This is a genomic window from Gimesia chilikensis, assembly GCF_007744075.1.
Taxonomy (GTDB): domain Bacteria; phylum Planctomycetota; class Planctomycetia; order Planctomycetales; family Planctomycetaceae; genus Gimesia; species Gimesia chilikensis_A.
In genome coordinates, this window is record NZ_CP036266.1 from 2,164,233 (window position 1) to 2,180,000 (window position 15,768).

Consider the following 15,768-nt stretch of genomic DNA (forward strand, 5'->3'; position numbering starts at 1 on the left):
ATGCAAACCGCAAAAAGAAGTAAACAGCTCAAAATTGCCGCCTGGCTGATTATCGGTCTCGGAATCGCGAGCCTGGCCATCCTCCCCCGCATGGCAGCAGGTTTTCCTAATCTCGAAATTCAACCCGGACCTCCTCCGATCCCCCTTGATCCCGAGGAGACGGCCAGGTACGAACAGATGGAGGAAATCGGGAATTATGCCTTTGGTGCTCTTTTTCGATTCATTCATTTCTGGGCCTGGTTTTATCCGATCAGTTGCCTTCTGGTGGGCGCAGTAATTTTACATCGCAGGTTTTATACGCTATCCGTATTGGGGGCGGTGCTGGTTTTTACCGGTGTCTTTCCGATCGGCATGATTCTCGGCGGTTGGGCAATATTCCTGCTCTGTAACCGGGATACGAAACAGCTTTTTCAGAAACAGACCGAACTGCGGGAAACGGACTTCCTCGATTGAAATATTTCTGCTTCTGTGGCAGCACGAACATTGACAGAACTACTCTACCGACCATAATTCTCCGGTTGTGAATCTGTCTGCAAATCAAACTCTCGAGGTTCTTTTGAACGAACAGAAACAAACGCGGCTCAAGCGGGCCGGTAAGCTGCTGATCCTCTGGGGCGTCCTGCATCTGACTCTGCTGCTGGCTGTGTACCCGATGATCTCCGCGATGAATGAGGGGATGCAGCAGATCATTGAACAGCCTGCACAGAAGCAGGCGCCGGAACAGGTCTCGGCCCGGTTTCGCTCGATCATGCAGACCGCGGTCACGCTCGTGGAGATCTGCCTCTGGGCTTATCCCGTCATCTGCCTGTTGACCGGCGTTTGGATTCTGCAGACGCGTCACCTCACCGGGTGTGTTGTCGGGGCCGCCCTGGTCTGTGTCTCCGTTCCCCTGGGAACCATCCTCGGGATCTGGACGCTGATCCTCCTGCGGGACTCTGAAATCAGAACCCTGTTTGATCCACAGACGTCCGCACGGAATCTCAGCGATGCGTAGCAGACTTTCACCTTCAATTTCAATTCTGACGCCCTGTACCCGCAATCTACAAAAACGCCTCTGTTCAAAATCGCGCTCAGAGAAGATAATAGAGCCGTAAAAGCTGACGCCGAACATTTTAGAAAGATGCATCATGGAACCCCTGGATCTGAAGCAGTTTGAATGGAAAATCAAAGTTCGCCAGTTGACGATGGACGACTTCGACGAACTGGTGGAAATGGAAAAACAGTGTTTTCCCGGCATGCAGACCTGGGGACGTGAGCACATCGAGAGCCAGCTCACAACCTTCCCGGAGGGACAGCTCTGCGTCGAGATCGACGGGCGGCTGGCCGCTTCTTCGTCGAGCCTGATTCTCGACTATGATCCCGCGCTGGAATGGCACAACTGGAAAGCGGTCGCCGATGACGGCTATATCCGCAATCACAATCCCAAGGGGGATACGCTCTACGGGATCGAGATCATGGTCCATCCCGAATTCCGGGGGATGAAGCTTTCCCGTCGCCTCTACGATGCCCGTAAGGAACTCTGCCGGACTAAGAATCTGTCCCGTATCATTATCGCCGGTCGCATTCCCGGCTATCACCACTATGCCAAAACCCTCTCGGCACGCGAATACATTGAAAAGGTGGTCGATAAGGCGATTTACGATCAGGTTCTCACCGCACAGCTGGCCAACGGCTTCTCCGTGGAAGGGCTGATTCCCAATTACCTGCCCTCCGATACCGAATCCTGCGGCTATGCGACCTACCTCGACTGGACCAACCTCGATTACGTCCCCGGTGCCAAACGCAAGTTTCACAGCACGGTGGAACAGATCCGCATCTGCGTCGTCCAGTACCAGATGCGTTCCGTCAAAGGCTTCGATGAGTTCGCCCAGCAGTGCGAGTTCTTTCTCGATACGGCCTCCGATTATAAATGCGACTTCATCCTCTTTCCGGAACTGTTTACTACGCAGCTCCTCTCCTGTGTGGAACCGACGCGGCCCGGGCAGGCCGCCCGTCGGCTGGCGGAATTCACACCCCAGTATCTCGATTTCTTCACCGAGATGGCGGTCAAGTACAACGTCAACGTCATCGGCGGTTCGCAGTTCGTGGTCGAGCACGGCACGCTGTATAACACCTCGTATCTGTTCGGCAGAGACGGTTCGATCGGCAAGCAGTACAAAATTCACATCACCCCCAGCGAACGTAAATGGTGGGGCGTGAGCCCCGGCGACCGCGTCGAAGTCTTCGACACCGACTGTGGCAGGATCGCGATTCAGATCTGCTACGACATTGAGTTCCCGGAACTGACCCGCATCGCGGCTCAGAAGGGGGCGCAGATCGTCTTCGTTCCCTTTAACACCGATACCCGCCACGGCTATCTCCGTGTCAGACACTGTGCCCAGGCACGCTGCGTGGAAAATCATCTGTATGTCGCCATCTCCGGTTGCACGGGCAACCTGCCTTTCGTGGAGAATGCAGACATTCATTACGCTCAGTCCGGGATCTTTACCCCCGCGGATGTCGAGTTCGCTCGCGACGCCGTCGCCGCGGAATGTAATCCCAATGTCGAAACCGTGATTATCCACGATCTCGACTTCGAACAGCTCAGACGTCACCGTGAGTCGGGCAGTGTCCAGAACTGGAACGACCGCCGCACGGAACTTTATCGGGTCGTATATCAGGAAGATGGCAACTCCTTTGAAGTCTAGTGGGCGTTGCAAATCAGGGTTTAATCTCGCGATCAAAGCCGAAATCCTTTAAAATCCAGGGGAACGAAATCAATCCTGTCCCCGAGAAATAAAGTGTATTTCAAATGGTTATGGAATCCGAACAGAAAGTCCGCGTACAACGGGAACGTGTTATGCTGGAATCTTATAGTGGAATCTCCAAAAAAGCGGGGATGCCCCCGGGATCGCTGGTCCATGTGGGAGACTTTGATGAAGAAGACACCCGGATCTCGGTCGTCGACTATTCCCCCGGCGATCTGGAAGAGCCGGTGGTCGAAACCGTCGAGGATCTGCTCAAGTTCCGGGACAAAAAATCGATCACCTGGGTTCTTCTGGAAGGACTTAAGAATGTAGAAGTCACCGAACTCATCGGCAGGCACTTCGACATTCATCCGCTGGTTCTGGAAGACATCCTCAACACGCACCAACGTCCCAAGTTCGAGGAATACGATGATTATCTCTACATTGTCCTCAAAGGGCTGACCGTTGCAGATGAGTCCGTCGCTAACGAGTCCGTTGCCCCCGATAAGTTTGAAGTCAACTACGAACAGATCAGTATCCTGGTCCTGAATGACTTCGTCTTCACTTTCAAGGAACAGAAAGACGAACTCTTTCTCCCCCTGATTCAGCGTATCCGCAACCAGACCGGGAAAATCCGGTCCCTGGGGACCGACTATCTCACCTACGCCATCATCGATTCCATCGTCGACCAGAACTTTGTCCTGCTCGATACCATGGACGAACGGATCGATGCCATCGAAGAAGAACTGCTCGACGATCCTGATTCCTGCACACTGACGTCCATCCAGCATCTCAAGCGGGAACTGATCGACATCCGCCGGGCAACCTCGCCGCAGCGCGAACTGGTCGCCGCCATTCTCCGCTCGGACCATGTTTTGTTCAGCGAGAAGGTCGACATCTATTTCCGCGACGTTTACGATCACGTGCTCCGCATCAATGAATCGGTCGATTCCTACCGCGACATGCTGGCCGGGCTGCTGGATATTTATGTCTCCAGTATCAGTAACAAAATGAACGAAGTGATGAAACTTCTGACGGTCTTCGCCTCGATTTTCATCCCGTTGACCTTCATCGCCGGTATCTACGGCATGAACTTTGAGTACATGCCCGAGCTGAAATGGAAATGGGCCTACCCCACGTTGTGGGTCTTCTTCGTGACCATCCCCATCGTGTTGTTGATTTATTTCAAAAAGAAAAAGTGGTTGTGACTTCAAGTTGCTTCCCTGCATCATGACTGGAAACCGACGGGGCAAACTCCACATCCAGTTCACCGCTTCCCATTTCCACCTGATCTTCGCGCACCCTTTTCGGTGATTTCGCTGAACAGTTTGACCTTGATCCGCTGTTTCCGAATCGTATCGTTGTGCAATTGTGCTTCGCGCGCGAGGCGGGTGATGCGTGCACTGGAATTTCACGAACAAGTGACGCAGCAGCACCTGAATCCTGGTCGATTTCCGACTGTTTTCACCGGAACACGCGGCACCACTTCGCATTGTCTCGTAAGATTTCAAATCATTTCGGAGCACTTTCAGAGCATTTCGCAGGCAACTCACTGCATATTCAGAATGACTCAGCTCGATTTCAGCTTGCATTTTCTCTTGACCTCCCCGTGCCGTTCCAGACAATCTCCAACATCATCAACAGTGAAACCAAAGCAGACGCTCTTCGGCCCCTCAACAGAAACGTTAGCGTACCACCGCCACAAAATCAGGCTCAATTCTGCCTGATGACACAAACCCGGAATCATACCCGTCGGCACAGCCCGGGCGAGCTGAATATCAGGCAGCAGTGAACGTCGCGCAGATCACGCGCAGAGCAAGAAGAAGCGGGCAGGGGACTCGGGAGGCTTGTGGGGGAGCTGTCGGCTTCTGATACAGCAATGACGATCCACCCATGCGTGGTACCGGCTTAGTCGTGACGTAAGGCGGTTATCGGGTCGATGCGAGCTGCCCTGCGTGCAGGCAGGATCGTTGCCAGGGTGGTGACGAATGTGCTGAACCCCAGCACCACCGCCAGCAGCCACAGGGGGAACTGGATCATGTTCTCCTGCGCGAAGGTTTTATTGAACTGGTTTTCCATAATCGAAACGGTCATCATTTCAATCGGTATCTTGATTACCAGGCCAATCACCACCGCGCACAGGCCGCCTATCAATCCGATTAAGGCTCCTTCGATCAGAAACAGCAGCTGAATCTGTCCCTCGCGCGCTCCCAGCGCTTTCATAATGCCGATTTCCCGTGTGCGTTCGACGACGCTCATGACCATCGTGTTGGCGATGCCCACTGCAGAGATGACTAACGCAAAAATCGCAACCAGCGAGACGATCAGTGTCACCTGCCGTACCTGTTCCTGAATGAATTCGACTAAAGAGATCAGCGAATATTCCCGCAGTCCCAGGTCGCGAATCTGTTTTGAGACGGCTTTGAGGTTCGACTCATGATCAACCTGCACAGTCGCTTGATAAAAGCCTTCTTTTTCAATGTGCGGTATACGCAGCGCAAATTGTGTGGCGGTTTTGATCGGCAGCAGGAAATCGGCCATACCGTTGGCGCTGTCGAGTCCTACTTCATCATTGACTTCGCTCTCGGTTGGGCAGCGATAGATTCCCACCACCGTAAACTCCTCAGCGATAATTTGCTCCTGCGGCTCCACTGATTGAGACGGTTCGGCAGGTGTCGGCTGAAATGCTTTCTTCAGCGCGGCGCGTTCCTCTTCGGAAAATTCCAGCTGATCGATGAGTGTCGGTATGCGATCCAGTGCGCTGTTTAAGGCCGTTAACTCTTCCTTATCGAACTCAACTTCGCCGCCGCTACGCTGTGAGAGCGAGTACGCTACCCCTTCCGCTCCCTGGCGGTATTCGATTCTGACTTTGGTGCCGATCAACTCACGCAGCTGGGGCTCTGAGATGTATCCCCATTTCCAGGCGACAAACTCGTTGAGCAGAATCGCCGGTTCGTTGTCCGACTCAAAGACCTTGCCCACCAGCATCCGGTCCTGTAAGACTTTTTCGTTCACGGCGACCGAATCGCCCATGCCCTTCATCTCCCGCTCACCCTGGATCATTGACACATAACTGGACATCCTGGGATGGACCGTTTCGACATGTGCGAATGCTTCGATCTTATTAATCCGCTCCCGTGTGAGTCCGACACTCTCACTGCGATGTTCGAATTGCCAGTGGCGAATCAGCATTCGACGAATCCGGGCACGGCGGGCCTCGTCCAGATCGCCTTCCACTTTCAGATTCTCCTCTGGGATCGCTTTCTCGTCAGTGCTCCAGTTCTGTGAAACGTGGATCTGTCGCAACTGTTTGCTCATACTGAAGACCCGCATCACGGCCTCCTGCACGCCGCTCCGCGAAGCGAGCGCAAAGAGCAGCATCAGCGAACCAATCACGACGCCCACCAGTGAGAGCACCATTCGGGTTTTCTGCCGACGGATGGCCAGCAGGGACATGGAGACCATATCAGGGAACTTCATCAGTGGTCAGCCCCCGAATCGCGGTCCAGTCGACCATCCTGCATGTGCAGCACGCGCGTGGCAAAACGGTAGGCCAGTTCTTCATCATGCGTGACCAGTATCGTCGCTGTCGCGGAATTATCAGTGAAGCGGCGGAGTGATTCGAGGATCTCCCCTGCGGTCGACGAATCGAGATTGCCCGTTGGTTCATCCGCCAGCAGCAGCTCCGGCCCGTTCATCAGTGCTCGCGCAATCGCCACCCGCTGCTGCTCACCCCCCGAGAGTTCACTGGGCCGATGCTGGGTTCGTGCGGCTAAGCCGACAGCCGCTAATGCCTCTTCTGCAGCCATCATGCGTTTCGACTTTTCCCAGCGGTCAAATACCAGAGGCAATTCCACGTTCTGTAACGCCGTACGCCACGGGATGAGGTTAAAGGCCTGAAAAATCATCCCCACACACTCTCGCCGATAGTCGGCCATCTCCGCCGGGGGAAGCTCAGAGAGCATCTTTCCCGCCACGCAAATTTGCCCGCTCGTGGGACGATCCAGCCCTGCAATCAGATTCAGCAGCGTCGATTTGCCCGATCCCGATTTTCCCAGCAGGGCCACCCGTTCACCTCGTCGCACAGCAAACGAAACGTGACTCAACGCGTTCACAGCGGCCTGAGTTTGACCGTATGCCTTCGAGACATCGGTAAGTTCGACAAGAATATCGCTGGCATCGTGCGGCATAAGTATTCAACGATTCAACTGGGACTGCTGATAGATCTCTATCGGACCGATTCACAAGTGAATCAGATCAGGATGAAATGACATTCGCTCATAAATCAGGACACTCAGGGCTTCCGGTTTCGTCTGTTCTAATCGGGCCTATGTCTAACTCTGGTCGCATGGTCACTACTTCCGCTTATCCTACCGCGAGATTCAGGTATCGCAAATAAATTCAACAGAAAAGAAGAATGCGCTGCAGGGGGATCGCCCCGGTTGGGCGTCTATGGGGAAAGGCCGCTCGAATCAAGCAACGCTCTCTAGTATTCCTGGTCAAGCTGGGATTGCGTCAGCATTCGGTACGACTCAAACTGCTTCCCGTATCGCTCCATTGACTCATGCAGCGGATGCGCGGCCGCAAGGTCAGGTTGTTTGAAGAACAGACTTTTCCAGAATCCCTGCCAGGGCAGGTAGCGGACCATGATCGAGCGCTGTTCGGCTCCCTTTTCTTCCGGAAAGAACATGATGCCGTATTCGATTCTCTCATCAGCCAGCACGGTTTCGAAGTAAACGCCCCAATCCTCAGAACATCCCCCTTGATACCATTCCGGTACAGTATGTCCGTCCTGGATCAGGTGTTCTTCCAGCAATTTGCAAACGTACGTCGCTGCCTCCAGGCAGATCTCATCCTCATCTGAGAAGTAGTCTTCTGGAATTCTGACCACGACGGCCACGTATGGATCTGTTCGTTCTTCGGGCATGACTGGAACCGTCTCTGAGATCTGGGAATTTTTCAAGATTGTCGAGTTCCCGATTGTTTTAAACAACCCCGGATTGATGCATGATTCCACAAAAAAACGCCCCGGGAGAGTGTCCCGAGGCGTATCGTCTCTCTCAAGCAGAGTTGAGTAAATTACTCAACACCGGCTGTTACGCCCTTCCAGTCATCTGTACGGAAGGGGGTCAGCGGCAGGCCTTCCTTGTTCTGTACGTTGCAGACCGGGTTGTCGGCCCAGGCGTAACGGACAGAAACAGGTTTGGCGACGGCATCGCTCCAGACTTCGATTTTGTCTTTGCCTACGATTTTGGCGTTGGCTTTGACAAATGTCTTGTCTTCACCAGCGATCGTGAATCCGATGGGAGTAGTGACGTCGAACGTATCCAGTCCGCCGCCCACATGGTCGAAGGTCAGGATGGCTTTGTTGCCTTTGATTTCCATCGATTTGTACTGCGGACTCTGGTGGACGATATCAACGCCGTAATCTTTAGCCAGCGCCCAGCGGGCCAGGCGTTTGGCCACATCCTGTTTGTTCTTGGGATGAATGTCGGATGCTTCACCCAGGTTCAGAATCACGGCTTCACCGGTGTTCGGCAGCTTGCTCATGGTCATGGTCTGGGCTTCACGCAGTTCGGCCCAGTCACTGTCGGCTGGTTCCGGTTTTTCAGCACGGAAGTCAGCCAGCTGAACCCAGTAGAAGGGGAAATCGCCCTGTTTCCACTCGTCTCGCCAGTTCTGAATCATGAAGGGGAACAGCTTACGATACTGGTAAGCCCGGCCCGCATTCGATTCTCCCTGGTACCAGATCACACCCTTGATGCCATAACCGATGGTCGGATGCAGTACGCCGTTGTAAATGTTGGCCGGACGATGGTTGCCGGTCAGCGGGTTTCGCGGAGCACGGGGACGGTTGGGAGGATTCTTGCCGGCAGCTTTGGCGTTCTTCGCAGCGGCTTTCCACTGATCGAGCCGTTTGTTGTAAGCGGCGACAGCCTGGTCGTGATTGTAGGTCTCTTCCGTTTTTTTCCATTTTTCCAGCATGGCTTTGAAAGCAGGTTCGTCTTCGAGACGCTTCCGGTTGACCCAGGCTTCAGCAGAAGAACCACCCCAGGCATTATCAATCAGCCCGATGGGAACATTCAGAGTCTGGTACAGCTGGCGACCAAAGAAGTAACCGACGGCAGAGAAGTTCGGAACGGTTGCGGGCGAGCAGGCTTCCCACTTGCCGTTAAAGTCATCCTGGGCTTCCTGTGTTCCCACCTGCGGAACCGATATCAATCGGATTTTGGGGTAGTTGGCGGTCATGATTTCCAGATCACCATCGTTGGCATTAGCGACTGTCCAGGCCATGTTTGACTGACCGGAGCAGATCCAGACTTCGCCGGCGAGGACGTCTTTCAGGGTAACGCTGTCGCTCCCCTTGATGGTGATTTCGTAAGGACCACCGACTTTCAGTGGTTCCAGATTAACCCGCCATTTCCCTTTGTCATCGGCGGTAGCGGTGTGAGACTGGCCATCGACGGTAACGGTTACTTTCGTGCCGGGTTCGTCCCAGCCCCAGAGCGGGTTCTGCTGCCCCTGTTGCAGGACCATATGGTCGCCAATAATGGCAGGCAGTTTGATTTTGGCCTGCGCCTCGTTGAGATTCATCAGATACAGACAGCTGAGTGCAAGCACTGTAGCTGCAAGTCGTTTCGCGGAAGTACAATTCATCTGTGGTTCCTTGCAGGATGAGTAAACTGGAGAAGTCATAACAAACAGTTTGCTTCTATAGCTTGAACTGAATAGACTGCATTTTCAAGCGATTCCATTCAAATCGTGACAGCAAATCTCTCAATTCATTTCTTCTAAACTGGTATGGTGATTCATGAAACGGAAAATGACTGTGCTGTGGTCCCTGGTTTTGAGTTGTAGTTTTCTCCCCCTGGTTCAGGCGGAAAACAAGAAGCCCGCCGAGAAACGCTACGTAATCATTCACGCCGATGACGCCGGCATGTCGCACTCGGTGAACCTCGCCACCATTGAAGGCATGCAGAAAGGCATCGTCTCCTCGGCCAGTATTATGGTGCCCTGTCCCTGGTTTAAAGAATTCGCCGCCTACGCGAAACAGAACCCCGAACAGGATTTCGGCATCCACCTGACGCTGAATTCCGAGTGGAAAAACTACCGCTGGGGACCGGTCGCCTCGCGGGATCAGGTACCTAGTCTGCTCGATGAAGAGAATTATCTCTGGGACAACGTCGGACAGGTGATGCAGCATGTGAACGTCAAGGATGCCGAGAAGGAACTGCGGGCGCAGATCGAACGGGCCCGCAAATTCGGCGTCCCCCTCTCACACCTGGATACCCACATGGGGGCAGTCGTCAGTCGGCCTGACCTCTTGGAGATGTACGTCAACCTGGGCATCGAGTATCAGCTGCCGGTCCTGTTTGTGAACAATCTCGATCCGAAAAAGTATGGCGTGATCGCGGAGAAGGGCAAACAGCTCAAGGAAGTCCTGGAAAAGAACGGGCTCCCCGTGCTCGATGAACTGGTTCAGTTTTATGGCGAACCCGACTACGAAAAGCGGAAGCAGGCTTACCTCGAAAAGATTCGCGAACTCAAGCCGGGAGTCACGCAGATCATCATTCACTGCGGATTTAACAACCAGGAACTGCAGAACATCACCCACAGTTCCTCCCGTCGCGATGGCGATCGCCGCGTGTTTACCGATCCCGCGGTCATCAAAGAGGTCAAGGATCTGGGCATCGAAGTCATTACCTGGAAAGAGTTCCATGAGATGGCCAAACAGAAACTCGCCCAGGCCGAATAGCCGTAATCACAACTATTTGTTGCGTTCAATCTGTGACAGCCAGCCTTCCAGCGTAAACTCTGGTGTGCCTCTTTCCTCCGGTTTGAGGCACGCCAGCTGGCTGCGATCGATGAGCGTCAGCCCAAAGTCCGCCAGCGTGGCCCCCCGCTGATGCAGGTCGGTGCCGTACAGTCGCTCCAGTTTGATCTGCTGCGCATCACACCAGCGTCCGGAATTGACGGTTGGCATGGTTTTGATCTGCTGCACTGTCAGTGCAGGTGTTCCCAGGTGTTGCTGAATCCAGAGCAGGGCATCCGGATGAGACATATAAGGGCGATGGCCGCCTCCCGCTTCGAACCAGGCCTTCACCTTTCCCTCAGCTCCCTGGTCGGCATAGACTCGCCCGGCCTGCTCGACGACAGCCCGCGTCCCGCGCCAGGCGGTCCCGTCGTTGTCGGAGTCGATGATCCAGTCAGCATCGCCATTCATCACCAGGACGGCACAGTTGGGGGCGGCCAGTGACAGAAACTCAGGCCAGGTGAACCGTTCGCGCATCCGCTGATTGGGAACTTTCGTGCAATATTTGCTCCGCAGCGTCACATTGTCATATGCCCAGCCGGAGACGATGGCCATTTTGATTCGCGGCTCCAGTGCCGCCATCCAGCTCGCGACGGCACCCCCCAGAGAATTCCCCGCGACGCCAATGCGGCTCGGGTCCACGTCTTTCCGTTCCTGCAGGAAATCGATCCCCCGCATTGTGTCGAAGACCAGCTTACCCATGATCGGACGCCCGGCATTCCAGGCCCGCTCATGCACAGACTTCGGATCGTGGGCCCGCGTGCCCAGTCGCCCCTGAATGTGCCGCTCTTCTTCCCCAATCGGATCCATGGCCAGGCAGACGAGCCCCGCTTTCGCATAGGCTTGTGCCGCGTAATTGTACTGCCACTGGCTCTTGCTTCCTCCGTGACCATACGTCAAAACGATCGCCGGCGCAGGTGCTTTGATTTGTTTAGAGCGATACACGACCGCGGGAATTTTTGACCCCGGCTCGCTGGTGAAGACCCATTTTTCGATGACCAGGCCATCCCGTTCCAGCTCACCCCGCTTTTCGCTTTCCAGCGCGACTTTCTGTTCCGGAATCCCCAGCATGGCTTTGAGCTCGGCTTGGCTTTCCGCTCGCCATTCGGGGAACGCGACCTTCGCTGGACGAGTCGGCGGTTTCGTTTCTGCTTGCGCGGGCCCTTCCCAGTATGCGGTGTTGATGGCGAAATATTTATTCAGAAACGGCGGCTGCTTGCGGCTGGCATACCAGATGCGAAAGCGGCCATCGGGCAGCTGCATCACCGACTGACTGGTGACGTAATGCGATTCCCAGGGACGCCCTGCATTCGGACGCAGCACCGGGTTTTGCGGATGCTTATACCAGTTGAGTCCATCGATGCTCACCGCGAATCCCAGTGCGGTCGTATTCTCCCGCTCTGTCCAGTAACTGCCGTACCACATCAGGTAAGCATCGCCCAGCTTGAGAACCGTCGGATAAAACAGCCGCCCCGATTCCCAGTTCTGATCAAGCTCCAGTACCGCATCAGGAGAGACCCGCCACTTGCTTCCATCCAGGCTCGACGCATGCCGGATGCACCAGGGATCCTGCGACACATCGGTAAACCACATCTGGTACGTACGTCCGGTTTTGAGAATGGTCGGCGCGTAAACGTGTTTGAGATTATCAGAACCCGCCTCGCTCCATTCCGATCCGTTCAGGCTGTCCGCTTCGTATAACTGATGCAGGGCTGTTTCGTCATGGAAGTCTGTCGCAGAGAACCACATCCGCAGTCGCCCGTTTTCACGCAGCGTCTGACCGTTGGCTGAACGGAGCAGGGTAGGCGTTAATACGGAGTGCTCGCCATCTCCAAAGGAAAAGACCGGATTCTGCCGGTTCTTGTTGAAATGGATGCCATCATTACTGTCCGCCCGTCCCAGAACAAACATGCGATCCTGCACGGAACCGCTCGAACCACAGTACCAGAGGGAATAGGTTCCCTGTTCCAGGCTCACGCAGGGGGCGAAAATGTGTGTATCGTCGTAAGTGCCCGGGCGTCCCAGTTCCAGGATCGGTCCGTCAGTATCGCGCTGCCAGTTTTGAGGGGTGAGCCAGCGTTGTAATTCCCGCGGGATCGGTTCTGCTTGTAAGAAGAGGGGGCTACTGCCAGAGAGAATGATTAGGAGAAGCAGAACACGACAAACGGACCAACGTTTCATGGCTGACCTTCTTTCAGGAGGAGCGTCATGGGGAAATGTCGGTTCTATCGTAGCGCAGCAGTGGGGGAATCTCAAACCGCAGAGCATAAAAAAATCCCCTGCAGGAAGCTTAAAACTGCAGGGGATTTCGGTGCAAAGATAGAGACGATCTATCTTTCAGGAGGTAGAATGCTTCAGCAGGGTGGGGCGTGGGCCAGTGGTCGCTCGATGAGAAATGCGTTTCCCAGTAATCGGGTCGCGTTCAGGTTTTCCACCCATGTATGCTCAGCTGTTCGGAGTTGCAGGGCCTGCTCACAACAGGCCAGGTTGGTTTTGCAGCAGTCAGGCAGAGCATGCGTCTGATAAGAATTCGAGCCAGCCTGACAGGATTTCAGATACGGATTGCAGTTCTGTTTCAGGTGAGTGCTGGTCTGCGTACTCGCGGTGGCAGACATACTTACGCCGACAGACAATACGGTAGCGGTAAAGATCTTGGTCAACATGACGGATCTCCTCTGAGTTGATGGTCTAATATGTGTTGGTTGAGTTAATCGTGGGTCGCCGGAAAGCGAACTCCCATGATCAGCAGAGCCAGACACAATGCATCAGGTGCAGAGGTTGAGCGGAAACGGGGGCATCCAGGCCAGCCAGAATCAATTCCTGGGCGGAGTGCGTGCCGGCAGCGATGGTCTCGCTACCCACGAACGGAGCAGAATTGACGGACAGGCGGGATTTACCCGTAGATGCAAAGAGCGTTTCATCACAGTGTGGGTGGCTGCCCGTGGTACTTGCCGGCTTCTGGTCCTGATCGGTAAGGGTCAGGTGTTCCGGTGTAGGGGGGACAGCGGCCTGCAGATGATGCTGTTCCAGAGCCTGACAGCACCAGCTGCCAGGAAACATCAGGCTGGCTGCCAGCAGCAGCGATAAACTGATTTTAAACAGCGAGCAGCACATGGTCAGAGCTTTCTATTCTGATGGCTTCTGCAGTTGAAGTTCTCTGTTAAACGCTTCTGCTAACATTACGCCCCGGGAGCAGAAGGCGTTGGATGATTCCGGGAAAAAAAGAAAACAGCAGGGAAGCTCTGAACCTCGCTGGAGATAGGTGTGTCAGACTACGGTGAAGAAAAAGTGATTTTTTGTAAAAGTAGTGCCGAAAGTGACTTTACAGCACACACATAAGAAGACAGAATACGCGTCCTCTTATTGGGGCGTATAGCTCAGTTGGTTAGAGCGCAGCTCTGATAAAGCTGAGGTCCGTGGTTCGAATCCACGTACGCCCATTTTTTTCTCTCTCTAAGAGGTATCCCGCTTGTCTGGCAAATTTAATTTGCCGCAATGGGATTTGCCGGCAATACTATTGTCGGCGTCTTTTGAGGGGACGTAGCTCAACTGGGAGAGCGCCGCCCTTGCAAGGCGGAGGTTGCCGGTTCGATCCCGGTCGTCTCCATTTGTGTTTTAGAGGACCACGTTTACCTTATGAGGTTTTAAAAAACGGGTCTTAAAAATTCTAAAACACTTTCTGGGGATTTTGGTTCCCGTGAGTTGACGGGCGGTTTCGGAATGGTTAAGATCCCGCTCCTTCACTTGGGTTTAACAAAAGCTGTTAAACATAAGTGGTTGTCGCAAAGAGATTTGCGGCGAAAGCTGTCCGAAGGGATTTGAAACACTTTTTGGAAATTTTGGTTTCCATGAGTTGACGGGCAGTTTTGAAAAGGTTAAGATCCCGCTCCTTCACTTGAAGTTAACAGAAGTTGTTGATCGCAAGTGGTTGTCGCAAAGAGATTTGCGGCAAAAACTGTTCGAAGAGAATTGAAAAACTTTTTCAAAAAACTTCTCCCGGACGGTTGACTCGCTGAGAGGCGACGATAAAATGACTCTCTCAGCTGACTTAAGTCGATTGAATCAAATCCAGCACTGCTGGCTTTGATTCAGCTGATTTTGGTTGGCTGTTTCTCTCTGGGGTATGACCCGGAGAGTCGATGATCTTTGACAATTTGGTAAAAGTAATAAGTGGCATCTATAAACATAGAGTTCTCAAGTTGCAATACCAATTCTTCGGAAATGGTATTGCTGAGCGAGATTTGTTCTTAGGCAAACGATTCAAGTGCAAGGCTGTTATGCAAGGTCTTGTGAATTGAAATCGGGTTGTAATGTTTTTGGCTCCCACGAGGCAAAGTGCCGAATGTGAGGTAAAAATTATTACGGCTAAGCTATTAAGGGCGTATGGGGGATGTCTTGGCATCAGATGGCGATGAAGGGCGTGGAAGACTGCGATAATCTTGGGGAAGTTGTCAAACGAGCGTTGATCCCGAGGTTCCCGAATTATCATATACTGAATACATAGGTATATGAGGCACACGCGGTGAACTGAAACATCTCAGTAACCGCAGGAAAGGAAAGCAACAGCGACTTCGTTAGTAGCGGCGAGCGAAAGCGAATCTAGCCTAAACCGTCTTGCTTCGGCAAGGCGGGGTCGTGGGGCTTGTCATTGTGGAGTTACAAAACTGTTTGCTAGAAGAATTCGTTGGAAAGCGAAACCATAGAGGGTGACAGTCCCGTATTTGAAAGTAAACAGACTTCCGACAGGTACCCGAGTAGGTCCGGCCACGTGGAATCCGGACTGAATCTGGGAGGTCCATCTCCTAAGGCTAAGTATTCTCTGATGACCGATAGTGAAAAGTAGGGTGACCGAAAGATGAAAAGAACCCCTGTTAGGGGAGGGAAAGAACCTGAAACCATACGCTTACAAGCTGTCGGAGCACTATTATCTTCGGATAAGTGTGACGGCGTGCCTTTTGCATAATGATCCGGCGAGTTACCGTCAATGGCTCGATTAAGGCCTTCCGGGCCGTAGTCTCAGCGAAAGCAAGTCTGAATAGGGCGTTTTGTCAGTGGCGGTAGACGCGAAACCAGGTGAACTACCCATGAGCAGGTTGAAGCGCGGGTAAGACTGCGTGGAGGACCGAACCCACCTAGGTTGAAAACTGGGGGGATGACTTGTGGGGAGGAGTAAAAGTCTAATCAAACCTGGAGATAGCTCGTTCTCTCCGAAATAGCTTTAGGGCTAGC

12 protein-coding genes, 2 tRNA genes and 1 rRNA gene (1 of these 15 cut by a window edge) are annotated in these 15,768 nt (G+C 53.6%); 8 read left to right on the forward strand and 7 right to left on the reverse strand.

What is annotated here, in order from left to right; all coding sequences use genetic code 11:
- From HG66A1_RS08280 to corA, 4 genes are all read left to right on the forward strand, one after another.
- The gene (locus tag HG66A1_RS08280) at positions 1-453 is read left to right on the forward strand and encodes a hypothetical protein (RefSeq protein WP_145182001.1); all 453 of its coding nucleotides are present in this window, start codon (positions 1-3) and stop codon (positions 451-453) included.
- Between the two features lie 103 nt (positions 454-556).
- A complete protein-coding gene (locus HG66A1_RS08285) occupies positions 557-994 on the forward strand; it encodes a hypothetical protein (RefSeq protein ID WP_145182003.1) in 438 nt (145 codons plus the stop codon).
- 133 nt (positions 995-1,127) lie between these two features.
- Positions 1,128-2,687, forward strand: a complete 1,560-nt coding sequence (locus tag HG66A1_RS08290) for a bifunctional GNAT family N-acetyltransferase/carbon-nitrogen hydrolase family protein (RefSeq protein ID WP_145182006.1) — start codon at positions 1,128-1,130, stop codon at positions 2,685-2,687.
- Positions 2,688-2,839: 152 nt separating this feature from the next.
- Positions 2,840-3,934: a magnesium/cobalt transporter CorA gene (gene corA / locus HG66A1_RS08295; RefSeq protein ID WP_145182008.1), complete on the forward strand. Its 1,095-nt coding sequence runs from the start codon at positions 2,840-2,842 to the stop codon at positions 3,932-3,934.
- A 700-nt stretch (positions 3,935-4,634) separates the two neighbouring features.
- On the opposite strand, the gene HG66A1_RS08300 is transcribed toward corA, so the two are convergent.
- From HG66A1_RS08300 to HG66A1_RS08315, 4 genes are all read right to left on the reverse strand, one after another.
- Complete coding sequence (locus HG66A1_RS08300; RefSeq protein WP_145182011.1) at positions 4,635-6,206, reverse strand: ABC transporter permease; 1,572 nt, start codon at positions 6,204-6,206, stop codon at positions 4,635-4,637.
- Positions 6,206-6,916, reverse strand: a complete 711-nt coding sequence (locus tag HG66A1_RS08305) for an ABC transporter ATP-binding protein (protein ID WP_145182014.1) — start codon at positions 6,914-6,916, stop codon at positions 6,206-6,208. Before HG66A1_RS08305 ends, HG66A1_RS08300 begins: the two co-directional genes overlap by 1 nt.
- 296 nt (positions 6,917-7,212) lie before the next feature.
- Entirely contained in the window at positions 7,213-7,689 is a 477-nt protein-coding gene (locus HG66A1_RS08310; protein ID WP_145182017.1) for a hypothetical protein, read from the reverse strand.
- A 116-nt stretch (positions 7,690-7,805) separates the two neighbouring features.
- The gene (locus tag HG66A1_RS08315; RefSeq protein ID WP_145182019.1) at positions 7,806-9,383 is read right to left on the reverse strand and encodes a sialate O-acetylesterase; all 1,578 of its coding nucleotides are present in this window, start codon (positions 9,381-9,383) and stop codon (positions 7,806-7,808) included.
- A gap of 166 nt (positions 9,384-9,549) precedes the next feature.
- Here HG66A1_RS08315 and HG66A1_RS08320 point away from each other — a divergent pair, with 166 nt between their 5' ends.
- Complete coding sequence (locus HG66A1_RS08320; RefSeq protein ID WP_145182022.1) at positions 9,550-10,482, forward strand: polysaccharide deacetylase family protein; 933 nt, start codon at positions 9,550-9,552, stop codon at positions 10,480-10,482.
- A gap of 12 nt (positions 10,483-10,494) precedes the next feature.
- On the opposite strand, the gene HG66A1_RS08325 is transcribed toward HG66A1_RS08320, so the two are convergent.
- The 3 genes from HG66A1_RS08325 to HG66A1_RS08335 all read right to left on the reverse strand — a co-directional run bounded on the left by HG66A1_RS08325 (position 10,495) and on the right by HG66A1_RS08335 (position 13,653).
- Entirely contained in the window at positions 10,495-12,720 is a 2,226-nt protein-coding gene (locus HG66A1_RS08325; RefSeq protein WP_197997044.1) for an acetylxylan esterase, read from the reverse strand.
- 173 nt (positions 12,721-12,893) lie between these two features.
- Positions 12,894-13,202 (reverse strand): hypothetical protein, encoded by a 309-nt coding sequence (locus HG66A1_RS08330; RefSeq protein WP_145182028.1) that lies wholly within the window; start codon positions 13,200-13,202, stop codon positions 12,894-12,896.
- A gap of 79 nt (positions 13,203-13,281) precedes the next feature.
- Positions 13,282-13,653 carry a hypothetical protein gene (locus HG66A1_RS08335; protein WP_145182031.1) on the reverse strand — a complete coding sequence of 124 codons (372 nt, stop codon included), beginning with the start codon at positions 13,651-13,653 and terminating at the stop codon, positions 13,282-13,284.
- Between the two features lie 252 nt (positions 13,654-13,905).
- Here HG66A1_RS08335 and HG66A1_RS08340 point away from each other — a divergent pair.
- The 3 genes from HG66A1_RS08340 to HG66A1_RS08350 form a co-directional block, all read left to right on the forward strand.
- Positions 13,906-13,979, forward strand: a tRNA-Ile gene (locus HG66A1_RS08340).
- Between the two features lie 94 nt (positions 13,980-14,073).
- Positions 14,074-14,146, forward strand: a tRNA-Ala gene (locus tag HG66A1_RS08345).
- Positions 14,147-14,902: 756 nt separating this feature from the next.
- Positions 14,903-15,768: ribosomal RNA gene (locus tag HG66A1_RS08350) — 23S ribosomal RNA — on the forward strand; it runs 2,023 nt beyond the window's last position.

What these genes read in the sequence shown, in the direction of transcription:
- HG66A1_RS08280 (WP_145182001.1), top strand. Translation starts at nt 1, where the DNA reads ATGCAAACCGCAAAAAGAAGTAAACAGCTCAAAATTGCCGCCTGGCTG.
- HG66A1_RS08290 (WP_145182006.1), top strand. Translation starts at nt 1,128, where the DNA reads ATGGAACCCCTGGATCTGAAGCAGTTTGAATGGAAAATCAAAGTTCGC.
- corA (WP_145182008.1), top strand. Translation starts at nt 2,840, where the DNA reads ATGCTGGAATCTTATAGTGGAATCTCCAAAAAAGCGGGGATGCCCCCG.
- HG66A1_RS08300 (WP_145182011.1), bottom strand. Translation starts at nt 6,206, where the DNA reads ATGAAGTTCCCTGATATGGTCTCCATGTCCCTGCTGGCCATCCGTCGG.
- HG66A1_RS08305 (WP_145182014.1), bottom strand. Translation starts at nt 6,916, where the DNA reads ATGCCGCACGATGCCAGCGATATTCTTGTCGAACTTACCGATGTCTCG.
- HG66A1_RS08315 (WP_145182019.1), bottom strand. Translation starts at nt 9,383, where the DNA reads ATGAATTGTACTTCCGCGAAACGACTTGCAGCTACAGTGCTTGCACTC.
- HG66A1_RS08320 (WP_145182022.1), top strand. Translation starts at nt 9,550, where the DNA reads ATGACTGTGCTGTGGTCCCTGGTTTTGAGTTGTAGTTTTCTCCCCCTG.
- HG66A1_RS08325 (WP_197997044.1), bottom strand. Translation starts at nt 12,720, where the DNA reads ATGAAACGTTGGTCCGTTTGTCGTGTTCTGCTTCTCCTAATCATTCTC.
- HG66A1_RS08330 (WP_145182028.1), bottom strand. Translation starts at nt 13,202, where the DNA reads ATGTTGACCAAGATCTTTACCGCTACCGTATTGTCTGTCGGCGTAAGT.
- HG66A1_RS08335 (WP_145182031.1), bottom strand. Translation starts at nt 13,653, where the DNA reads ATGTGCTGCTCGCTGTTTAAAATCAGTTTATCGCTGCTGCTGGCAGCC.